General features: G+C 64.3%; 23 protein-coding genes. 8 read left to right on the top strand and 15 right to left on the bottom strand.

From position 1 onward, the window contains the following. Positions 1-35: 35 nt before the first annotated feature. From CH286_RS15770 to CH286_RS15745, 6 genes are all read right to left on the bottom strand, one after another. Entirely contained in the window at positions 36-1,205 is a 1,170-nt protein-coding gene (locus CH286_RS15770) for an ABC transporter ATP-binding protein (RefSeq protein ID WP_032375915.1), read from the bottom strand. Positions 1,206-1,210: 5 nt separating this feature from the next. Beyond that, on the bottom strand, positions 1,211-2,044 hold the full coding sequence (locus CH286_RS15765; RefSeq protein ID WP_032375916.1) for a carbohydrate ABC transporter permease: 834 nt from the start codon (positions 2,042-2,044) through the stop codon (positions 1,211-1,213). After that, positions 2,044-2,994: a carbohydrate ABC transporter permease gene (locus CH286_RS15760; protein ID WP_032375917.1), complete on the bottom strand. Its 951-nt coding sequence runs from the start codon at positions 2,992-2,994 to the stop codon at positions 2,044-2,046. Before CH286_RS15760 ends, CH286_RS15765 begins: the two co-directional genes overlap by 1 nt. Next, on the bottom strand, positions 2,991-4,313 hold the full coding sequence (locus tag CH286_RS15755) for an ABC transporter substrate-binding protein (protein ID WP_032403028.1): 1,323 nt from the start codon (positions 4,311-4,313) through the stop codon (positions 2,991-2,993). Before CH286_RS15755 ends, CH286_RS15760 begins: the two co-directional genes overlap by 4 nt. 195 nt (positions 4,314-4,508) lie before the next feature. Continuing rightward, positions 4,509-4,997, bottom strand: a complete 489-nt coding sequence (locus CH286_RS15750; protein ID WP_008714301.1) for a general stress protein — start codon at positions 4,995-4,997, stop codon at positions 4,509-4,511. A gap of 65 nt (positions 4,998-5,062) precedes the next feature. Beyond that, on the bottom strand, positions 5,063-6,019 hold the full coding sequence (locus tag CH286_RS15745) for an HpcH/HpaI aldolase/citrate lyase family protein (RefSeq protein WP_094609686.1): 957 nt from the start codon (positions 6,017-6,019) through the stop codon (positions 5,063-5,065). A gap of 59 nt (positions 6,020-6,078) precedes the next feature. On the opposite strand from CH286_RS15745, the gene CH286_RS15740 reads away from it, so the two are divergent. The 6 genes from CH286_RS15740 (at position 6,079) to CH286_RS15715 (ending at position 12,450) form a co-directional block, all read left to right on the top strand. Then, positions 6,079-7,353 (top strand): magnesium transporter MgtE N-terminal domain-containing protein, encoded by a 1,275-nt coding sequence (locus CH286_RS15740; RefSeq protein WP_032375920.1) that lies wholly within the window; start codon positions 6,079-6,081, stop codon positions 7,351-7,353. Positions 7,354-7,373: 20 nt separating this feature from the next. Then, entirely contained in the window at positions 7,374-7,937 is a 564-nt protein-coding gene (locus CH286_RS15735) for a DUF1003 domain-containing protein (protein ID WP_094609685.1), read from the top strand. 122 nt (positions 7,938-8,059) lie between these two features. Then, complete coding sequence (locus tag CH286_RS15730) at positions 8,060-8,932, top strand: lytic transglycosylase domain-containing protein (RefSeq protein WP_032375922.1); 873 nt, start codon at positions 8,060-8,062, stop codon at positions 8,930-8,932. Positions 8,933-8,993: 61 nt separating this feature from the next. Continuing rightward, entirely contained in the window at positions 8,994-10,130 is a 1,137-nt protein-coding gene (locus CH286_RS15725) for an Mrp/NBP35 family ATP-binding protein (RefSeq protein WP_032375923.1), read from the top strand. Positions 10,131-10,222: 92 nt separating this feature from the next. Beyond that, positions 10,223-11,680 carry an amino acid ABC transporter substrate-binding protein/permease gene (locus CH286_RS15720; RefSeq protein WP_037153377.1) on the top strand — a complete coding sequence of 486 codons (1,458 nt, stop codon included), beginning with the start codon at positions 10,223-10,225 and terminating at the stop codon, positions 11,678-11,680. After that, entirely contained in the window at positions 11,677-12,450 is a 774-nt protein-coding gene (locus CH286_RS15715) for an amino acid ABC transporter ATP-binding protein (RefSeq protein ID WP_052077604.1), read from the top strand. Before CH286_RS15720 ends, CH286_RS15715 begins: the two co-directional genes overlap by 4 nt. Before the next feature lie 168 nt (positions 12,451-12,618). Here CH286_RS15715 and tatB read toward each other — a convergent pair whose 3' ends face one another. The 4 genes from tatB to sigE form a co-directional block, all read right to left on the bottom strand. After that, a complete protein-coding gene (tatB, locus tag CH286_RS15710; protein ID WP_032403023.1) occupies positions 12,619-13,068 on the bottom strand; it encodes a Sec-independent protein translocase protein TatB in 450 nt (149 codons plus the stop codon). An 18-nt stretch (positions 13,069-13,086) separates the two neighbouring features. Further along, entirely contained in the window at positions 13,087-14,619 is a 1,533-nt protein-coding gene (locus tag CH286_RS15705) for a S1C family serine protease (RefSeq protein WP_230592465.1), read from the bottom strand. 81 nt (positions 14,620-14,700) lie between these two features. Beyond that, positions 14,701-15,027: a zf-HC2 domain-containing protein gene (locus CH286_RS15700; protein WP_032375948.1), complete on the bottom strand. Its 327-nt coding sequence runs from the start codon at positions 15,025-15,027 to the stop codon at positions 14,701-14,703. A 16-nt stretch (positions 15,028-15,043) separates the two neighbouring features. Next, complete coding sequence (gene sigE / locus CH286_RS15695; RefSeq protein WP_052058682.1) at positions 15,044-15,670, bottom strand: RNA polymerase sigma factor SigE; 627 nt, start codon at positions 15,668-15,670, stop codon at positions 15,044-15,046. A 239-nt stretch (positions 15,671-15,909) separates the two neighbouring features. On the opposite strand from sigE, the gene CH286_RS15690 reads away from it, so the two are divergent. Further along, the gene (locus CH286_RS15690) at positions 15,910-16,521 is read left to right on the top strand and encodes an O-methyltransferase (RefSeq protein WP_032375949.1); all 612 of its coding nucleotides are present in this window, start codon (positions 15,910-15,912) and stop codon (positions 16,519-16,521) included. A gap of 100 nt (positions 16,522-16,621) precedes the next feature. On the opposite strand, the gene glgC is transcribed toward CH286_RS15690, so the two are convergent. Further along, entirely contained in the window at positions 16,622-17,836 is a 1,215-nt protein-coding gene (gene glgC, locus CH286_RS15685; RefSeq protein ID WP_037171542.1) for a glucose-1-phosphate adenylyltransferase, read from the bottom strand. A gap of 76 nt (positions 17,837-17,912) precedes the next feature. Between glgC and glgA the strand changes: the two genes are divergently transcribed. Then, positions 17,913-19,076 (top strand): glycogen synthase, encoded by a 1,164-nt coding sequence (glgA, locus tag CH286_RS15680; RefSeq protein ID WP_094609684.1) that lies wholly within the window; start codon positions 17,913-17,915, stop codon positions 19,074-19,076. Here the strand turns inward: glgA and CH286_RS15675 are convergent. The 4 genes from CH286_RS15675 to CH286_RS15660 all read right to left on the bottom strand — a co-directional run bounded on the left by CH286_RS15675 (position 19,046) and on the right by CH286_RS15660 (position 21,247). Continuing rightward, entirely contained in the window at positions 19,046-19,909 is an 864-nt protein-coding gene (locus tag CH286_RS15675) for a methyltransferase domain-containing protein (protein WP_037153384.1), read from the bottom strand. The genes glgA and CH286_RS15675 overlap by 31 nt on opposite strands. Positions 19,910-20,027: 118 nt before the next feature. Continuing rightward, positions 20,028-20,195, bottom strand: coding sequence for a DUF3117 domain-containing protein (locus CH286_RS15670; protein WP_008714277.1), 168 nt, complete (start codon positions 20,193-20,195; stop codon positions 20,028-20,030). 96 nt (positions 20,196-20,291) lie between these two features. Next, positions 20,292-20,900, bottom strand: a complete 609-nt coding sequence (locus CH286_RS15665; RefSeq protein WP_032375930.1) for a DNA-3-methyladenine glycosylase I — start codon at positions 20,898-20,900, stop codon at positions 20,292-20,294. Further along, positions 20,897-21,247, bottom strand: coding sequence for a DivIVA domain-containing protein (locus tag CH286_RS15660; RefSeq protein WP_032403018.1), 351 nt, complete (start codon positions 21,245-21,247; stop codon positions 20,897-20,899). The genes CH286_RS15665 and CH286_RS15660 overlap by 4 nt, the downstream gene beginning before the upstream one ends. Positions 21,248-21,253: the final 6 nt, after the last annotated feature.

The following is a 21,253-nucleotide window of genomic DNA, read 5'->3' as shown; positions in this document are numbered from 1 at the left end:
GTCTGGGGCACTCGACCACACCACTGCCGTAGGCACTACAGCGTCAGATTGGCACCCGAGGCCTGGTCGAACACCGAGATCTTCGCCGGGTCGAACCACAGTTCCACCTGACCGCCCTCGGCGGCCTTGGACTCGGCCGCCAGACGTGCAACGACCTGTGCGCCACCGAGATCGGCGATACCCGCATCGGCCGCCAGCTCCTGCAGCTCGCTCGACTCGACGCGGGCACCCTTGAGCGTGAAGTAGACGTACTTGTCGCTGCCCATCGACTCGAGCACGTCGACGGTGGCAGTGAAGGTGGCACCGCTCATCTTCTGGTAGCCGTCGATCAGCGCCGCGTCCTCGAAATGCTCGGGGCGGATGCCGACGACCACCTCGCGGCCCGGGTTCTTGGCCTTGATCGCATCCATCCGCTCGAGCGGGATGTCGATCTCACCGAGCGCGGTGGACACGCCGTTCGAGGTGAGCTGTCCGGGAACGAAATTCATCGAGGGCGATCCGATGAAGCCGCCCACGAACAGGTTTCGCGGCTTGTCGTAGAGCTCCTGCGGCGACCCGATCTGCTGCACCAGTCCGCCGCGCAGCACCACGACGCGATCGCCGAGGGTCATGGCCTCGGTCTGATCGTGCGTGACGTAGACAGTGGTGGTGCCCAGGCGCTTCTGCAGCCGCGAGATCTCGGCGCGCGTCTGCACACGCAGCTTCGCGTCGAGGTTGGACAGCGGCTCGTCCATCAGGAAGGCCTTGGGTGTGCGAACGATGGCGCGGCCCATGGCAACTCGCTGGCGTTGACCACCGGAGAGGTTCGCCGGCTTGCGGTCGAGGTGCTGACTCAGGTCGAGGATCTTGGCTGCCTCCTCGACCTTGGTGTTGATCTCGGACTTCGAGAGCTTCGCCAGAGTGAGCGGGAAGGCGATGTTCTGACGCACCGTCATGTGCGGGTACAGCGCGTAGGACTGGAACACCATCGCGATGTCGCGATCCTTCGGAGCACGCTCGTTGACCCGCTCCCCCGCGATGCGCAGTTCGCCCGAGGAAATGTCTTCGAGTCCGGCGATCATGTTGAGGGTGGTGGACTTTCCGCAACCGGACGGCCCGACGAGGATGATGAATTCGCCGTCGGCGATGGTGATGTCGACGTCGCTCACCGCAGCCGCGCCGTCGGGGTAGAGCTTGGTGACTTTGTCGAGAACTATTTCGGCCATGACGGTTATCCCTTCACTGCGCCGGACGTCAAGCCCGCCACGATACGTCGTTGGAAGAAGAGCACAAAAATGATGATCGGGATCGTGATGACGACTGCTGCCGCCGCGATCGACCCCGTGGGCTCCTCGAACTGAGAGCTACCGGTGAACTGCGAGATGGCCGCCGGGACGGTGACCGAACGTTCCGTTGCCGTCAACGAGATGGCGAGCAGCAGGTCGTTCCAGGCGAAGATGAACACCAGGATGGCGGCGGTGACGATGCCGGGGGCGGCCAGCGGGGCGATGACCTTGCGGAACGCCTGTGCGGGCGTTGCGCCGTCCATCTTCGCTGCCTTTTCGAGCTCCCACGGAATCTCGCGGAAGAACGCCGAGAGGGTGTAGATCGCCAACGGCAATGCGAAGGTGATGTACGGAATGATCAGTCCCGGCCAAGTATCGAACAGTCCGAGCGAGCGGGAGATGTCGAACAGCGGTGTCACCAGCGAGATCTGGGGGAACATCGCGATGAGCAGCGCTGCACCGACGAGTGCCTTCTTTCCCGGAAAGTCCAGGCGAGCAACGGCATACGCGGCCATCGTGCCGATCACCACGGCGATCACCGTGGTGATCAGTCCGATGCCGATCGAGTTCACCAATGCCGAGGTGAACTGATTGGTCGAGAAGATGCCCTTGTAGTTGTCGAAGGTGATCGAACGCGGAATGAAGTTGCCGTCGGCGATGGTGGCCGTCGACTTGAACGACAGGCTGATGATCCACAGCAGTGGAACGAGTGCATAGAGCAGGACGAGGACGTTGACTACCGTCCAACCGACCTTCTTGCGAGGCGTAACAGTGGTCATTACTTGCGGCCTCCGTCGTCGGATCCCGGTGCCGAGGCACCGAACAACTTGATGAACACGAACGCGATGATCGCGACGCAGAAGAAGATCAGGATGCTGATCGCCGACCCGAGTCCGAGGTTGAACGCCCCGAACAGGTTGTTGTAACCGAGAATCGAGACCGATCCGGTTTCGTTGCTACCTCGGGTGAGCACGTAAATGTTGTCGAAGATGCGGAACGCGTCGAGGGTGCGGAAGAGCACCGCGACGAGAATCGCCGGCTTCATCAACGGAATCGTGATGCGCATCAACCTGGTCCACGCGCCTGCTCCGTCGACCTCGGCCGCCTTCAGCAGATCGTCGGGCACCAACGCCAGCCCTGCCAAGAGCAGCAGCGCCATGAACGGAGTGGTCTTCCACACCTCCGCCAACACGACGATCGCCAGCGACGGGAACTGCTCGGTGAGCGGAGCACTACCGTCGGGCAGCAGATTGGCGAGATATCCCGTGCCCGGGGTCCATGCGTAGTACCAGCTGTACGCCGCGGCGACGGTCACGATGCCGTACGGGATGAGCACCACGGTGCGCACCAGTCCGCGACCGAAGATGGTGCGGTGCATGACCAGAGCCACCGCGAGGCCGAGGACGAACTCGATGATCACCGAGATGATCGTGATGCCGGCCGTGACGCCGAACGCCGTCCACCAGTACCCGTCGGAGAGCACCGTGACGTAGTTGGAGATGCCGACGAATTCACGGTCCTCGGGGAACGCAAGGTTGTACTTCTGCAGGCTGAGCCAGAACGCGTAGATGATCGGATAGCCGGTGACGGCGATCATCAGAATCGCTGCGGGTGCGATGAGCAACAGCCCCAGCCGCCGTTCGGCCTTCTTGCCGTCGGAGACGTTCTTCAGGGCTGCCTGCTTGTCCAGAGGCTGCGACTGGGGCTCTGAATCGGTAGGAGCACTCATGGAATCAACCCTTCGGAATTGACGGCCTTCGTGACCAGATCTGCGAGCTTGTCCACGTCGGCTACCGGATCGATGTTCTGCGGTGGGTTGAGCGCATCGGTCAACAGAATCGAGATGCTCTGGTAGGCAGGCGAAACGGGTCGCACAGCCGCCGATTCGATGGAACCGAGCACGCCTTCCCACGCGGGGTAGGAGGCCTGGAACTCCGGATCGGAATACAGCGACTTCAGCACCGGCGGCACACCACCGTTGATGGCGTTGTTGCGCTGGTTCTCCTCGTTGGTGAGGCACTCGACGGCCTCCCACGCGAGATCCTCGTGCTGGGTCGTCTTGGCGACGCCGATGTTGAATCCACCGATGGTGACCTTCGCGGGCTCGCCGGGGTTCACCTCCGGGTAGGGCGCGCTGCGGAAGACCTCGGCGATCCGCGCGTCCTGCTGGTCGGCAGGCACGTTTGCCAGATCGAGGAACGAGACGGCACCGGCGATCGCGTTCTCCTTCAGACCGGGCAGCACGAACGGGTAGTTGACCTGGAAGGCCATCCGTCCCGATTCCATCCCGAGCCGGGCCGTTGCCTCGTCGCTCTGCGAGACCGACGGGTCGTGGCCGTCGGCCGTGGCGACCCGCTTAATGATCTCGAGGGCCTTCTCGGTGGCCGCGCGATGCTCGGGAGTGTCGTTCAGCGTCACCGTCGTTCCGTCCTCGGCGACGACCGAACCACCTGCACTCTCGAGCAGCGAGTTGAACCACACCATGAAGCCCTCGTACTGCTTGGCCTGTACGCCGATCTGCCCTGGCTTGCCCGCGGCCGCATTGGCCTCGGCCACGTCGATCAGCTGATCCCACGTCTGCGGCGGTACCCCGTCCGGCACCTCGTCGGGCCGATACCAGAGCAACTGGGTGTTGGAGTTGAGCGGAACCGCATACAGCTGGTCCTGCCATTCCGCAGTGGCGAGCGGTCCTTCGAGCGTGGAGCCGTCGCGCAGCTTCGCGGACAGGTCTTCCGGGACGGGCAATGCCCATCCGGCTTCGGCGAATTCGGCCGTCCACACCACGTCGAGCGTCATCAGGTCCAGCGTCTTGTCGTTTCCGGCGAGGCGTCGGGCGAGCTGGAGACGCTGATCGTTCGCGCTCTTGGGCAGCGTCCGCTGCTCCACGCGGTATCGACCGTTCGAGGCATCCGAACACACCTGCGCCGCAGCGGCGTACTGCTCTGCGCCGTCTGCGGCGGTGTAGAAACTCAGAACCGGAACCGAACTGTCGGACGAACCACACGCTGCGAGCAACGGACTCGTGACCAGAGCCGCTGCTGCCAACACCCCTATTCTCGTCGCTTTGCCACGCCTACGACCACGATGTCTCGGCACTTTCCGCCTCCGTACGTTCAATTACTCGCGCAGCACACTGTGTGGGACTGCCGTGCACGAAAGAAACGTAACCGAACTCACTGGCATAGAGGGCGATTTGGGGCTATTCCGTTACCTGTCGGTTGCCTGGTCGTCCACCAGGTGTGATCAGATCGACAGTTTGGCGAGCAGGTCGCGTGCTTTCTCCGCCGTTCGAGGCTCGCAGAGGACGTCGTATCGACCCGCCACCAACTGCATGCTCGACGCGAAATCTCGCTGCCCCTTGGTGGCCGCGTACGGAATGGACGCCGAGATCAAGCCGAAGATGATGCCGCCGCCGACACCGATGAGCAGGGCTCCGAAGATGTTCTCGCTGAAGATGCCGAGCACCAGGCCGAGGAACACTCCCAGCCACGCACCCGAAACGATGCCTCCACCAATGACTTTGGGCCACGTGAGGCGGCCGAGGACGCGTTCGACCTGCATCAGGTCGACGCCGACGATCGTGACGTCCTGTACCGAGAACTCTTCGTCGGAGAGATAGTCGACGGCGCGCTGCGCCTCGGCATAGGTGGGGTACGAACCGATGGGCCAACCGGAGGGCGGCGTCGGCAGTCCCTGCCCTGGGCGACCGGACTGAGAGAGGGGATTGGTCATGGCTCCATTGTGCCCCGAAACGGACACCGTCACACCCATTGTTCTGTCCGCGAACACGCCGTGGATCAGGAGGTGGGCGGCTCGAACGTCGTCGTGCGCGTCAGGCCGGCCGCGCGACCCTTCGCCGAGACGACCAACGCCATCTTGCGGCTCGCCTCGTCGATCATCTCGTCGCCGAGCATCACCGCACCGCGCGCGCCTCCCGCCGCGGAGGTGTGGAACTCATAGGCGTCGAGAATCATCTCGGCCTTGTCGTAGTCGGACTGGCGCGGCGCGAAGATCTCGTTGGCGGCCTCGATCTGCGTCGGATGCAGTACCCACTTGCCGTCGAAACCGAGGCCTGCCGTGCGGCCGGCCGCCCGACGAAAGGCGTCGAGGTCACGAATCTGCAGGTACGGGCCGTCGATCGCCTGCAGTCCGTGGGTCCGTGCGGCGAGCAGAATGGTCATCAGAATGTGGTGATAGGCGTCGCCGGTGTCGTATCCCACCGGCTGTTCGCCGACAACGAGGGTGCGCATGTTCACGCTGGCCATCAGATCCGCGGGCCCGAACACCAACGTCTGCACCCGGGGACTCGCGGTCGCGATCTCGTCGATGTTGCGCAGGCTGCGTGCACTCTCGATCTGCGGCTCGATCCCGATCGCACCGACGTCGAGACCGTGCTCCTTCTCGAGCTGAGTGAGAAGAAGGTCCAACGCCTGTACGTGCGCGGCGCACTCGACCTTCGGCAACAGGATGGCGTCGAGATTGCGGCCTGCACCCGAGACGACGTCGATGACATCGCCGTACGTCCACTGCGTCGTCCAGTCGTTGACGCGCACTACCTTGATCTGATCGCCCCAGCCATCGGAGTTGAGCGCATCGACGATGCGCGCCCGAGCCTCGACCTTCGCGATGGGTGCGACGGCATCTTCGAGATCGAGGAAAATCGCGTCTGCAGGCAGACCCTTGGCCTTGGCGATCATCTTGTCCGAACTGCCCGGAACTGCCAGTACCGATCGCCGTAGGCCCGACGCATTCACCGCAGCACAACCCCTGTCTGATTCATGTTCTGTATTGCCCAGCCTCTAACCTTGCCATCATGGCAGCACTGAGCAAGGTATTCGCGGCCAGGCTCGCAGGCCTGGGTGTCCTGGGCCCCGACGGCGAATCGATCGGCCGGGTTCGCGACGTGGTCATCTCGATGCGCGTCGGCAGAGCGCAACCGAGAGTCCTCGGCCTGGTGGTCGAATTGGCAACTCGCCGAAGAATTTTCGTGCCGATGCTCCGCGTGACCAGTATCGAGCCCAACTCCGTTCAACTCACGACCGGAAACGTCAGTCTGCGCCGATTCACCCAGCGCGCCAACGAGATTCTGGTGTTCGCGCAGATCCTCGACTCCAAGGTGCGCGTCGACGACCCCGAGCTCGACGAGCTGCACGACGCCGATTCGATCGTCGTCGACCTCGGTATCGAGCTCACCCGAACGAGGGACTGGGTGGTCGCCCGAGTGGCTGTGCGTAAGCAGCGTCAGCGCCTCGCCCGCCGCGGCGCGATCCACGTCGTGGACTGGCAGCACGTGCAGGGGCTCACGCAGAACGAGCTGTCGATGCCCGATCAGGGTGTGGCGCAGCTGCTCATGCAGTTCGAGGATCTTCGCGCGGCCGACGTGGCGAACGCGATGCGCGAGCTGCCCGTCAAGCGCCGCATGGAGGTGGCGCGAGCTCTCGACGACGAGCGGCTCGCGGACGTCGTTCAGGAGCTGCCCGACGACGATCAGGTGGAGTTGATGCACTACCTCGGCGTGGACCGTGGTGCCGACGTGCTCGAGGCCATGGACCCGGACGACGCCGCCGACCTCCTGGGCGAGCTGCCCGAGACCGAGGCGGAATCGCTTCTGCGCCTGATGGATCCGGAGGATTCCGCGCCTGTCCGTCGCCTGCTCGAGCACTCCCCCGACACCGCCGGTGGTCTGATGACCCCCGAACCCGTCGTGCTCACCGCCTCGACCACGGTGGCCGAGGCTCTCGCCCGGGTGCGCAACCCCGACCTGACGCCTGCGCTGGCCTCCCTGGTGTTCGTCGTGCGTCCCCCGACCGCGACACCGACCGGCCCGTACCTCGGCTGCGTCCATTTGCAGCAGCTACTGCGAGAACCCCCGGCCAGCCTGGTCGGCGGAGTGGTGGACAGTGCCCTTCCGCGATTGTCCCCCGACGACAGCCTCACCGCCGTCACGCGATACTTCGCGACGTACAACCTCGTCTGCGGCCCGGTTGTCGACGACGAGGACCACCTGGTCGGGGCCGTGACCGTGGACGACGTCCTCGATCATCTGCTGCCCGAGGACTGGCGAGATCAGGAAGTGGCCGGACAGTGAAAGAAACAGCACGCCAGAGAATGGACACTCCGCGCGGATCGCGGATGTTCAACGTCAATCTCGACTTCGATCTCGGCAAGTCGGGCGAGAAAGCCGCCAGATTCCTCGGCACCGGGCGCTATCTCGCTATTCAGACCGGCATCGTCATCGTCTGGATCTTCCTCAACGTCGTTGCGGTCAATCTGCAGTGGGACCCCTATCCCTTCATCCTGCTCAATCTCGCCTTCTCGACTCAGGCCGCCTACGCCGCGCCACTGATTCTGCTGGCCCAGAACCGGCAGGACGACCGCGACCGCGTCTCCCTCGAGGAGGATCGCTCCCGCGCCCAACAGACCAAAGCCGACACCGAATTCCTGGCCCGCGAACTCGCTGCGCTGCGTATCGCCGTCGGTGAGGTCGCCACCCGCGACTACCTGCGCCGCGAACTCGACGAGATCAAGGCACTGCTCGAGCACGCAACAGGTCAACCGGTCACCTCGCCGAAAAAAGCACGCAAGAAGGCCGCCGCGCGGGTGCAGGACGACGCGCGGGTGCAGGACGACGCCGGTGCGCCGGACGCGCCCGATAACGATCCGGCGCCCTGACCACACGGCATCGCCGCTGATAACAGCCCGATAACAGAACAGTCTCGAATCAGGTACCCTCGATCCCGGTCATCAGCTCGGGCCCCGGACGTCGTCCGGGGAAATCAGGAGGTACAGCACGCGTGGGTCGTCACAGAAAAGCATCGACTTCCAAGGTTCGACGGAATTCGGTGATTGCTCTGGCAGGTCTCGTCCCCGCAGGACTGGTCACCGCCGCCACCAGCGCCGGAGCCACGGAATACATTCCGTTCGTCAGCGCGAAGACCTCGCCTGCTGCGCAGGAATCGAACTCGGTGGTCGAGACCCCCCAGCCGATCACTCAGGACCAGCAGGCTCAGCCGGTGGCGCAGGCCGAGCTTCCGGTACCGGCACCGGTCCCTGCACCCGCGCCGGTCCCTGAGATCCCGCCCACACCGGAGCTCCCCACCAACCTGGCCGTCAGCCCCATCGCGATTCCGGTGGTCAACGTCGCCGCCTACAAGAACGCCGAGCGGATCCTCGCCCAGCAGCAGCCCGGCTGCGGCATCAGCTGGACCGTCATCGCCGGCATCGGCCGCGTCGAGTCCACCCACGCCAACAACGGCAAGGTCGACGACTCGGGCGAACTGCACGAGCCCATCCTCGGACCGGTTCTGAACGGCACCCTTGCAGGCAATCAGGTGATCCGCGACACCGACGGCGGCGCACTCGACGGCGACACCCAGTACGACCGCGCAGTGGGACCGATGCAGTTCCTGCCTTCGACGTGGAACCTCTATCACGCCGACGGCAACGGCGACGGAGTCTCCGACCCACAGAATCTGTACGACGCAGCCCTGGCCACCGGCATGTACCTGTGCGACGACGGCACCAACATGCGTGATCTGGGATCCACCACCAGAGCGATCCTGCGCTACAACAATTCGATGGCCTACGTGGCGAACGTGCTGGCATGGTCGGCCGGATACGCCACCGGCATCGTCCCGACGTCGGACCAGCTCCCGCGCATTCACTGATCGGGTGTCCGCACCTGCCCTGCTGTCCATCGACGCAGTGCCCACCGCCTAGCATGAGGCAATGGCTGTACTGACCGAATCCGACGTTCGGACCGCGCTCACGAAGGTGATCGACCCCGAGATCCGCAAACCCATCACCGATCTCGGGATGGTCAAGAGCATCGATGTGTCCGCCGACGGTTCCGTCGGTGTCGGCATCTACCTCACCACCTCCGGCTGCCCGATGAAGACCGAGATCAGCGATCGCGTCAAGAACGCCGTCGCCGACGTCGCAGGCGTGGGCACCGTGACAGTCGAGCTCGACGTCATGAACGACGAGCAGCGCACCGAACTACGCAAGTCTCTGCGCGGCGATTCCGCCGAGCCGATCATCCCGTTCGCGCAACCCGGATCCCTGACCCGCGTCTACGCGGTGGCGTCGGGCAAGGGCGGCGTGGGCAAGTCCAGTGTGACGGTCAATCTCGCGGCATCACTGACTGCTCGTGGGCTGTCGGTGGGGGTGCTCGACGCCGACATCTACGGCCATTCCGTGCCTCGTATGCTCGGCAACGACGCGCGGCCGACGCAGGTCGAGAAGATGATCATGCCGCCGCAGGCGCACGGCGTGAAGTTCATTTCGATCGCCCAATTCACCCAGGGCAACACTCCGGTCGTCTGGCGCGGACCGATGTTGCACCGCGCACTACAGCAATTCCTGGCCGACGTCTTCTGGGGCGACCTGGATGTGCTACTGCTCGACCTTCCCCCCGGCACCGGAGACGTGGCAATCTCTGTTGCCCAACTCATTCCGAGTGCCGAGATCCTCGTGGTCACCACTCCGCAGCAGGCCGCGGCCGAGGTTGCCGAGCGAGCCGGAGCAATTGCCCTGCAGACCCGCCAGCGCGTCGCAGGCGTCGTGGAGAACATGTCGTGGCTCGAACTACCCGACGGCACCCGCATGGACATCTTCGGATCCGGTGGCGGACAGGACGTATCGGACAGACTCACGAAAGCTGTCGGTGCCAGCGTTCCCCTGCTGGGCCAGATTCCCCTGGACACCGCCGTCCGCGAGGGTGGTGACGCCGGGATGCCGATCGTATTGAGCAACCCGGAATCGCCTGCGGCACAGGCATTGGAGGCCGTCGCCGCAAAGTTGGCAGTCCGCGAACGTGGACTGGTCGGAATGTCGCTCGGAATCGACTCGGCCCGCAAGCTCTAGAAACGACGGTTATACCCGACAAACGACGTCGGGAACAGGGTAGAAGCCTTAGGATTTGCCTTCAATCCTACTGTCGATAGAGAGTGGCCTTCATGAAGAAGCCGCATCGGATCAGGCCGGTCGTCGTTCCGGTTCTGATCGCCCTGATGATGACCCTGCTGGGATCGCTGCTCGGCCCTGGCCTGGCATCCGCACAACCCGCCCCGCCCGCGCAGAACTACTCGATCGCGACCGACACCACGTTCGCACCGTTCGAATTCCAGGACGAGAGCGGCAAACTCGTCGGAATCGACATGGACCTGCTGGCCGCGATCTCGGTGGATCAAGGCTTCGACTACACCGTCGAGCAGGTCGGGTTCGATACCGCGCTCCAGGGCGTCACCAGCGGCCAGTTCAACGGAATGATCGCCGGCATGTCGATCACCGACGAGCGCAAAGCCACTTTCGACTTCTCCGAGCCGTACTTCGATTCCGGTGTCCAGATGGCAATTCTGGATTCCAACGACGAGATCACGGGTTACGAGGATCTGCGCGGTAAGTCCGTCGCAGTCAAGAACGGCACCGAGGGCGCCACCTTCGCCGCGTCGATCGCAGATCAGTACGGCTTCACCATTCGCAGTTTCGACGACTCGGCCACCATGTTCGAGGAAGTGCGCACCGGCAACTCGGCGGCCGCCTTCGAGGACTACCCGGTGCTCGCATACGGTATCACCCAGGGCAACGGATTCAAGACCGTCACCGAGAAAGAAGCCGGTGCCAGTTACGGATTCGCCGTCGCCAAGGGCACCAACGCGCAACTGCTCGAACAGTTCAACACCGGCCTCGAGAACCTGCGCGCCAACGGCCAGTACGACCAGATTCTCGACACCTACCTCAACGCCGACGCCTCCACCGCAGACACGTCCATCCCCGGCCTGATCGCCAGCAGCTGGCAGTTGCTGCTCAAGGGCTTGTGGCTGACCATCGTGTTGACCGTCATTTCCATCGCCATCGCGTTGGTGCTCGGCGGAATCTTCGGCCTGTTCCGTGTCTCGACCAACATCGTGCTCCGCGGAATCGGCACCACCTACGTCGACATCTTCCGTGGCACACCGCTTCTGGTGCAGGCATTCTTCATCTACTTCGGTGTGCCCGCGGCGCTGAACTTCCAGATGTCGGCGTTCACCGCAGGCATCATCACGCTCTCGCTCAACGCCGGTGCCTACATGGCCGAGATCGTCCGCGGCGGCATCCTCGCCGTCGACAAGGGACAGATGGAGGCCTCGCGCAGCCTCGGCATCAGCTACCTCAAGTCGATGCGAAAAGTGGTGATGCCACAGGCAATTCGCACGATGATCCCGTCGTACATCAATCAGTTCGTCATCACGCTCAAGGACACGTCGCTGCTCTCGGTCATCGGCCTCGCCGAGCTGACGCAGACGGGTCGTTTGATCATCGCTCGTAACTTCGAGTCGTTCAACATGTGGCTCATCGTCGGCGTCCTGTACTTCATCATCATCATGGCTCTCACCAAGCTGTCGAACCGGCTCGAGAAGAGGATCAACAAATGAGCACCGAACTGACCAAGGACCTGCCGGTCGACAACGGTCCGGGAACGAAGATCTCGATCAAGGGCCTGCAGAAGGCGTTCGGCGACAACACGGTTCTCAAGGGCATCGACGCCGAGATCGCCAACGGTGAAGTGGTGTGTGTGATCGGCCCCTCGGGCTCGGGCAAGAGCACGTTTCTGCGCTGCCTCAACAAGCTCGAAGACATCACCGCCGGATCGGTCGTCGTCGACGGCACCGACCTCACGAGCAAGAACGTCGATCTGGACAAGGTGCGCCAGAACATCGGCATGGTGTTCCAGCACTTCAATCTCTTCCCGCACATGACCGCCCTCGAGAACGTCATGCTCGCGCCCGTCGAGACCAAGAAGATGTCGAAGTCGCAGGCGAAGGAGTCGGCTGCGAAGTTGCTCGAACAGGTCGGCCTGTCCGAGCGCGCCGACTACAAGCCGGCCAATCTCTCGGGCGGGCAGAAGCAGCGCGTCGCCATCGCCCGAGCATTGGCCATGAGCCCGTCGATCATGCTGTTCGACGAGGCCACCAGCGCACTCGACCCCGAGATGGTCGGAGAAGTACTGCAGGTGTTGCGCGACCTCGCCAAGGGCGGCATGACGATGGTCGTCGTCACCCACGAGATGGGCTTCGCACGCGAAGTCGCGGATCGAGTGATCTTCATGGCCGAGGGCGTCATCGTCGAGGAGGGAACCCCCGACGAGTTGTTCGGTAACCCACAGAACCCACGTACTCAGGACTTCCTGAACAAGGTTCTCTAGCCCGCCCGCTCTCCCGTTTGCGTCAGTGGACCACTGCCGCGCTCAGACGTGTGCAGTGGTCCATTCACGCAGCAGCGGGGTGTGGGTGAATGGACCATTGCCGCGCCCAGACGTATGCAAGGGTCCATTCACGCGGACGGGTGAGACCGAACGAGGAAGGGTTCAGGCTTACGTGGCGTCGGCGTCGATCGGCGGAGTCTCGCCCGCTGCGAGTTTCGGCGCGTCCTTGCTCATCGACACCCCACTCTGAGGGGTACCTGTCTGCGGCGTCGGTCCGCCGAGGTTCTTCGGCTTGGTGTCGAAGGGCTTGCCCTTGAAGGTGTCGTCCAAGGGGTTCTTGAAGATCGAATCGTCGCCGTCGAGCAGGTGCTTGGTGATCACCGCACGCGGCGTCATACCCCGGAGCTGGTTGAGGTCGGCGAGCGGTTTGCGAAGGTCCTCGAAGTCGGTACCCAGCTCGTCCTTGAGCTGCTGACTCGCGCCGTTGGCGTAGTCCTTGACCTGGCGGATGGACTTGGACACCCAGCTGATGGCGCCGGGAAGGCGATCCGGACCGAGGATGACCAGAGCTGCTACGAGGAGGATTACGAGCTCTCCCCAACCGATGTTGCCGAACACGCCTGCCAGCCTACGTCGTCAGTCCGAAACCGGCGTGACGGAGACGTCCACCAGCCGTCCCGAACGGACGAGTTGCACGGGTACCGCTTGACCGATCGTGGTCTCCTGCACCGCGACGACCAGTTCGTCCGCGTCTCCGACAGTGCGATCGCCGACCTTGGTGATGACGTCTCCTTCGACGATTCCGGCCTGCTGCGCCGGGCCGTCGGTGCGCACGTTGGCGACTTCGGCACCGGCCGAGGTGTCGTTGATGACCGAGCGGGCGTTGATGCCGAAGTCCGGATGTCTCATGACGCCGTCCCGGATCAGGCTCTGTGCCACCTCGGTGACCTCGTCGACCGGAATCGCGAAGCCCAAGCCGACCGATCCGCCGCTCTCGCTTCGGATCGCCGAGTTGATGCCGATGACGCGGCCCTCGAAGTCGATGAGCGGGCCACCGGAGTTACCGGGGTTGATAGCGGCGTCGGTCTGTACGGCGTCGATGACCGCATCGGTGTCGGTGCCCTCCCCCGACAACGCGACGGGACGGTCGAGCGCGCTGACGATGCCGGAGGTGACCGTCTTGTTCAATCCCAGGGGCGATCCGACGGCAATGACGTCCTGACCGACGCGAACGTCGCCGGAACTACCGAGCTGGGCCTCGGTGAGGTTGCCGACCTCGGTCTTCAGGACGGCGAGGTCGGTCTTGGTGTCGCGGCCGACGATGCGGCCGGGCACCTTGGTTCCGTCGGAGAAGGTGACTTCGAGTGTCGAGTTGTCCGGGTCGGACGCGGCAAGGGAGATCACGTGATTGTTCGTCACGATGTAGCCGTCACCGCTGATCACGACACCGGAGCCGGTGCCCCCGGTCTCCCCGAGCGTCACCTGGATCGACACGACGGACGGCAGAACCGCGTCGGCGACCTTGCTGATCTGCCCGCGCGGGATGTCGTCACCGCTGGACTGGGTCAGTGTCACTTTTTGGCTGGTCAGTGCGCCGGTCACCTCGGCGGTCAGGCGACCGAACAGGCCACCGACCAAACCGATGACGAGTGCGAGGACACCGAGTACGACGAGAGCTCGGACCGATACCGACCGTCCGAACAACACGTCGCGGACGCCGAGTTTGGTTCCGGGAGGAAGCACAGGAGGTGGTGGAGTATCGACCGCTGCGCTGCCGAGAGATACCCGGGACGCGGGATCACGCCACGGATCGGCCGGCTCCGACGCGGCGGTGTCGCCGTCGTTGTGTCCGTCGGGATCACGCTGGAGCGATTCCTGAGCGTCGTCCGGACGTCCGAATGCCTCGGCGAGGATCGGATCGGGTGGTCGAACGGACACACGCGACGGCAATTGCTCGCCGGGGCGGCGCGGCGAGAACGAGCCGTCGACGTCCTCGGGACGTCCGAACACTGAAGCCGATACCGGATCGACGGAGGGCCGATACACCGGACGCGGTGGCAACCGTGGACCGTCCGGACCGTTCTGCACGGCCTCGAAATCCGACGGGTCGGTGCCTGCGGTCTCGGTGCTGGTCGAATTCGATGTCACGCGTCCGGTTACCCCTCGCATACGTCGGTGTGAGAGTTCAGTATCACTCGAGCGGTCGGCTCGGCTCGATGCAGGTGAGAAGTCGGGCAGATCTCGATGTCGTCAGCGTCGGCGACGACGCACAGCGGCGACGGACGACATGAAGGTTCGCTTGGTGTGGGCCGGCCGATCCTCGCCGGCGCACGACGGGATCTGGCTGAGCAGGCCGAGCAGAGAGTGCGGCATCGACATCTCACCCGCCCCGCGCAACGCTTTGCGCGCTTGCTGCTGAGCCTCGACCTCGGCCGCGCATTCCGGGCATTCGGCGAGGTGGTGGGCAGCACGAAGGTACGCGGGCATCCGCAATTCGCCGTCGACGTATGCCGCAACGGCCTCACTGGCCAGATGTTCGGTGGAGCTGAACTGCCGGGGCTTGCGCGCCTGCGTCATCCAACCCTCCTCGTAGCTAGTGGACACTTGCGTGACCGGAGTCGACCTTCCCGTGCACTCGAAGGTACTCGCGTAGCGCCTGGCGTCCACGGTGAATGCGACTGCGGACCGTTCCGAGCTTGACGCCCAGTGTCGCACCGATTTCCTCGTACGACAGTCCTTCGATGTCGCACAGCACAATTGCGGCGCGGAACTCGGGTGCCAGCGAGTCGAGTGCCGACTGCAGATCGGGGTCGAGCCGCGCGTCGTGGTAGATCTGCTCGGGGTTGGGCCGGTCGGAGGGGACGCGGTCGTAGTCCTCGGGCAGTGCTTCCATGCGGATGCGGCTACGGCGACGGACCATGTCCAGGAACAGGTTCGTGGTGATGCGGTGCAGCCAGCCCTCGAAGGTGCCGGGCTGGTAGTTGGACAGGGAGCGGAACACCCGGATGAACGTGTCCTGAGTCAGGTCTTCGGCATCCTGAGCGTTACCGGACAGGCGGTAAGCCAGTCGGTAGACGCGGTCGCCGTGCTCGCGAACCAGCTCGTCCCAGGACGGCATGGTGGAGTCCTCGCCGGTCGCATCGAACACTGCGGTTCCGCTGAGGTCCTCGGGCGCGGGTACGGACTCGGGTAGACGCGCGGTGTCGCGATCGCCGTTGATCTTGTAAATAGCTGGATCCTCCTGCTCAGGACTGCGTACGTCCTTCTGACTCAACCGACGACTACCCTCGGATGTTCCAGCTCACACTTCGCAATCGAGACGGACCTTCGATTCCTCCATAGCCTGACCGACCCGCGTGTGGGTCCGGTATGAATCACCTGAGGCGCACCTGAGAATGTGTGCGTGAGATCGAGCCTCCGGCACGATAACCTCGGGGCGTGCCGACCAACGCCGAGAAGATGCTCGCCTACGCCGAAGACTCCGCTCAGGAGGACGAGGTTCTCATCGCAGCCAGAGAGCGCGCCATCGACCTCGGTGCCGCCCCGGTACCGCCGTCGGTCGGGGCGATTCTGAGTATCTTCACCCAGATGCTCGGGGCCAAGACGGTCGTCGAGATCGGAACGGGCGCAGGAATCAGCGGGCTGTGGCTGCTCGACGGGATGCGTGCCGATGGCGTTCTCACCACGATCGACACCGAGCCGGAGCACCAGCGCGCGGCCCGAGAAGCGTTCCGCGCCGGAGGAATTGCACCCTCACGCACCCGGTTGATCAACGGCTGGGCACTGGACGTGCTCCCCCGACTGGCCGACGACACCTACGATCTGGTGTTCATCGACGCCAGTCCCGCAGACCATCCACATTTTGTTGCCGAGAGCGTTCGGCTGCTCCGCCCCGGTGGAGTTCTGGTGCTGCACAACGCGTTGCTCGGTGGACGAGTTGCCGATCCCACTCAGCGCGACGCCACAGCGGTGGCCGTTCGATCCGCCGCGCGGGCGATCGCCGAGGACGAGCGGCTCACGACGGTGCTGCTGCCCCTCGGCGACGGTTTGATCTGTGCGTCGAGAGCGTGAGCGGCTGCGCCGCATGTGAGTGGTAGCTCGTAGCGGGCTACGAGGCAGGAGTGGAGCCCTCCAAACGACCGAGGGCTCTACCACTCACATGCCGCAGGCTCTAGATCCAGACGCCCTTACCGACCGAGACGACTCCCCCGGCGCTGACGTTGAAGCGTTCGCGATCGCGTTCGTGGTCCACACCGATGATCTCGCCGTCACCCACGACGACGTTCTTGTCCAGGATCGCGTGCCGGACGACGGCACCCTTACCGATCTTGACGCCGGGCATCAGGACACTGCCCTCGACGGTCGCGCCGCTGTCGATCATGACGTTGGAGCTGAGCACCGAATTGCGGACGGTGGCAGCAGACAGGATGCAGCCGGCACCGACCACCGACTCCTGAGCCAAGCCGCCCTGAACGAATTTCGCGGGTGGCAGGTTCTCGGCCGATCCACGGATGGGCCAGCGTCGGTTGTACAGATTGAAGATGGGGTGCACCGACACCAGGTCCATGTGGGCGTCGTAGAAGGCGTCGATGGTGCCCACGTCTCGCCAGTACCCGCGATCGCGTTCGGTGGCGCCGGGCACGACGTTGTCGTTGAAGTCGTAGACCGACGCGACGCCTGCTTCGACGAGCGCCGGAATGATGTCGCCGCCCATGTCGTGGTCGGAGTCGCTGTTCTCGGAGTCGGCCTTGATGGCGTCGACGAGCACCTTGGTGGTGAAGACGTAGTTGCCCATGGAGGCATAGGTGACATCGGGGTCGTCGGGGGTTCCGGGCGGTTGAGCCGGCTTCTCCAGGAACTGGGTGATCTTGCCGTCGGAGTCGGAGTCGATGCACCCGAAGGCGAATGCCTCGCTGCGCGGCACCCGGATACCGGCAACGGTGACGCCTGCACCGGAGTCGATGTGCTGCTGCACCATCTGCTCGGGGTCCATCCGATAGATGTGGTCGGCACCGAACACCATGATGTATTCGGGGTCCTCGTCGTACACCAGGTTCAGTGACTGGAAGATGGCGTCGGCGCTGCCGGTGTACCACCGGGGCCCGAGTCGCTGCTGCGCCGGCACCGGAGTGATGTACTCCCCGGCGAACCCGGACAGCCGCCACGTCTGCGAGATGTGGCGGTCCAGTGAATGGGACTTGTACTGGGTGAGCACGCAGAGCCGGAGGTAACCGGCGTTGACGAGATTGCTCAGCACGAAGTCGATGAGTCGGTAGGCGCCCCCGAAGGGAACGGCCGGCTTGGCTCGGTCGGCGGTCATCGGGTAAAGACGTTTACCCTCACCGCCGGCAAGCACGATCCCTAGTACGTGCGGTTGTGTCCTCACCCACTCAACCTATCCGCACCGAGAGAACCTTGCGAGCAGTACACGCACAACTGCTGGGGAATGTAGGTTCGTTCACGTGCGCGTAGCAATGATGACCAAGGAATATCCCCCGGAGATCTACGGTGGCGCAGGAGTTCATGTCACCGAGTTGTCCGCGCAGCTGAAGTCACTGTGCGACGTGGACATCCACTGTATGGGCGCGCCCCGCGACACTGCGCAGGTGCACGACCCGGATCCCGCCCTCGCCGGAGCCAACGCTGCGTTGACGACGTTGTCGGCCGAGCTGCGAATGGCGAACGCGGCCTCGGGCGCAGACGTGGTGCATTCGCACACCTGGTACACCGGCCTCGCGGGCCACCTCGCGGCCGAACTGTACGACGTTCCCCACATCCTCACCGCCCACTCGCTCGAACCGCGCAGGCCGTGGAAGGCCGAACAACTCGGCGGCGGATACCGCATCTCGTCGTGGTCCGAGCGCAACGCCGTGGAATACGCCGACGCCGTCATCGCCGTCAGCGAGGGCATGGCCAAAGACGTGCTCGACGCCTATCCGCGACTCGATCCGAGTCGGGTTCATGTGGTGCGCAACGGAATCGACACGCAGCGGTGGTTCGCCGACCACGGCACCTCGACCCTGGACGAGATCGGCGTGGATCGAAGCAAGCCGATCGTCGCGTTCGTCGGGCGCATCACCCGACAGAAGGGCGTCGGACACCTGATCGCGGCGGCCCACCACTTCGACCCGTCGATCCAGCTCGTTCTGTGTGCAGGCGCCCCCGACACTCCGGAGATCGCCGCGGAAACCGAGCGGGCCGTGGCGCTGCTCGCCGAACAGCGCGGCGGCGTGTTCTGGGTCAAGGACATGCTTCCCACCGACAAGATCCGCGAAATACTCACTGCAGCAGCAGTATTCGTGTGCCCGTCGGTATACGAGCCGCTCGGTATCGTCAATCTCGAAGCAATGGCCTGCGAAACCGCCGTTGTGGCATCGGACGTCGGCGGTATCCCCGAGGTGGTCGACGACGGCCGCACCGGACGCCTGGTGCACTACAACTCCTACGAACCCGACGTATTCGAGCGGAATCTGGCCGACACCGTCAACGCAGTCGCCCTCGACCCCACACTCGCGACGGCAATGGGTAAGGCAGGACGCGAGCGCGCCGTCGCCGAGTTCTCGTGGGCATCGATCGCGCAGCAGACCCTCGCCGTCTACGACGCAGCGTTGGCGCGGCGGCGATAGGTCGACACTGTCACCGACGCGGTGACCTCGATGCCGTCCGGTAGCTGCGCCAGCGCTGCGGACCGCGACTCGGGGTCACCGTGCCGCGCCGACGGGCCCATTCCGATCAATGTCTCGACGTCGCGGTGCGAGAGCATCATCGAGTACTCGAGCGGGGATTCTGCCACCGGCTCGAACAAGCCGGACAGCGATTCACCGAGCCTGCGTGTCTTGTTCTCCTCGACGCCGATGAGGCCCAGTGGGCCCCGCAGCTCGTGCTGGTGACGCGCAGTGGGTGTCACGACCACAAGCACGCCGTCGGGTACGAGAACTCGGCTGAACTCGGCGGCGTTGCGCGGAGAGAACACACACGTCACTGCGGACGCGGTTTCTGTTCGCACCGGTAGGCCACTCCAGATGTCCGCGACCACGGACCCCAGACGAACGTGTGATCGCGCAGCACGGCGTGCAGCGAACTTCGAGACGTCGACTCCTACGCCCCGGGCATCGGGACGGGCGTCGAGCACAGCCGCGAGATAGTGACCGGTACCGACCCCGACGTCGAGTACCACTTCGCTGTTCGACGGAACGGCAGCCGAGACCGCTGCTGCGATCGGGTCGAAATGGCCCTTCCCCAGGAACGTGTCGCGAGCGGCGATCATCTCCGCCGAGTCACCGGTGAACTTGCCGCCGTCTCCGGTCGACAAACTGACGTAGCCCTGACGAGCCACGTCGAACGAATGTCCTCGATCGCACAACAGCGTCCGATCGGTATCGCCGAAGTCCATGCCGGATTCGACGTCGCGCGCCCGGCATTGCGGACACAGCAGCAGATCGACGACATCGGTCAGCATCGAGCACCTCTCTCACACCGGAACGAACGCCCTTCGCCACGACACTCGTCGCCACAACACAAAGCCCCGCTTGCCGGTACGGCGAGCGGGGCTGAGCGACGAGCGATCGACGTGACTATCAGCCGGTGACACCCTTCAATTCGTCTCCGAGTGCCGCGGCCTCGTCGGGGGTCAATTCGACGACCAGTCGGCCGCCCCCCTCGAGCGGGACACGCATGACGATTCCTCGTCCCTCTTTGGTTGCTTCGAGGGGACCGTCCCCGGTCCGGGGCTTCATCGCCGCCATCCTCTGCTCCCTCCAGATCTGCGCCCATCAGCACGGCGCCTCGGCCTAAAAGATAAATTTCGTCGCGGGGCGACGGGTGTTGAGTCCTATTCTTCCCTATCGACCTCGATACCGGGAATCGGAGTCGGTATTCGTGACCTGCACACAACACCCCGACAGGTGATCGTCGACCATTCCGGTGGCCTGCATCAAGGCATAGGCGGTTGTCGGACCCACGAACCGCAGCCCCCGACGCTTGAGCTCCTTGGCCAGAGCCTTCGACTCGGAGGTCGAGGCAGGCACGTCGGAGGACTCCGTCAGCCGCCCCGGCCTGGGTTCGGGCGCAAAGGACCAGAGCAGGGTGTCGAGGTCGGTGTCGTTCAACTCGACGATGACCCGAGCATTGTTCACCGCAGCATCGATCTTGAGGCGATTACGCACGATCGACGCATCGTTCATCAACCGTTCGACATCAGCGGTGCCGAATCGGGCCACTCGTTCCGGATCGAAACCGGCGAATGCGCTCCGGAAACTCTCGCGCTTGCGCAGGATCGTGATCCACGCCAGGCCGGACTGGAACGCCTCGAGACACAGCCGCTCGTACAGTTCGTTTCGCCCGTGAAGAGGCTGCCCCCACTCGGTGTCGTGGTAATCCCGATACAGCTCGTCGTCGGTGGCACCCCACGGGCAGCGCAGCCTGCCGTCCGGTCCGGCGACAGCGCTCACCGCTCGCCCGGTTCGGTCGTGCCCGGCTCGTGGTCGACAGAGGGCCTGAACCCCAACTGTGCGCCGGCCTCCGCTGCAGACAACCGCGACCGAAGCATGTCGATTTCGCCGCCGAGCCGTTCGAGTGCCCAATCGACCTCGCTCGGCTTGTACCCCCGCACGGTCTGCTGGAACTTCAGCGCGCGCACGTCGGTACCGGTGACGCCCTCCGCGGGCAGCACGGTCGCGGTGGTTCCCTCGGGCAGTGGGCCCAGTTCCTCACCGCGACCGAACACCGTCGACGCCACGAAGAACAATGCAGCAGCGACGACGGCAATGACGACGACGTAGATCAGCAGCGTCAACATGCCACG

The organism is Rhodococcus sp. WWJCD1 (assembly GCF_002258735.1).
In the GTDB taxonomy this organism is placed as follows: domain Bacteria; phylum Actinomycetota; class Actinomycetes; order Mycobacteriales; family Mycobacteriaceae; genus Rhodococcoides.
The sequence above is the reverse complement of the archived record's forward strand: the minus strand, read 5'-3'. Positions and strand labels throughout refer to the sequence as shown.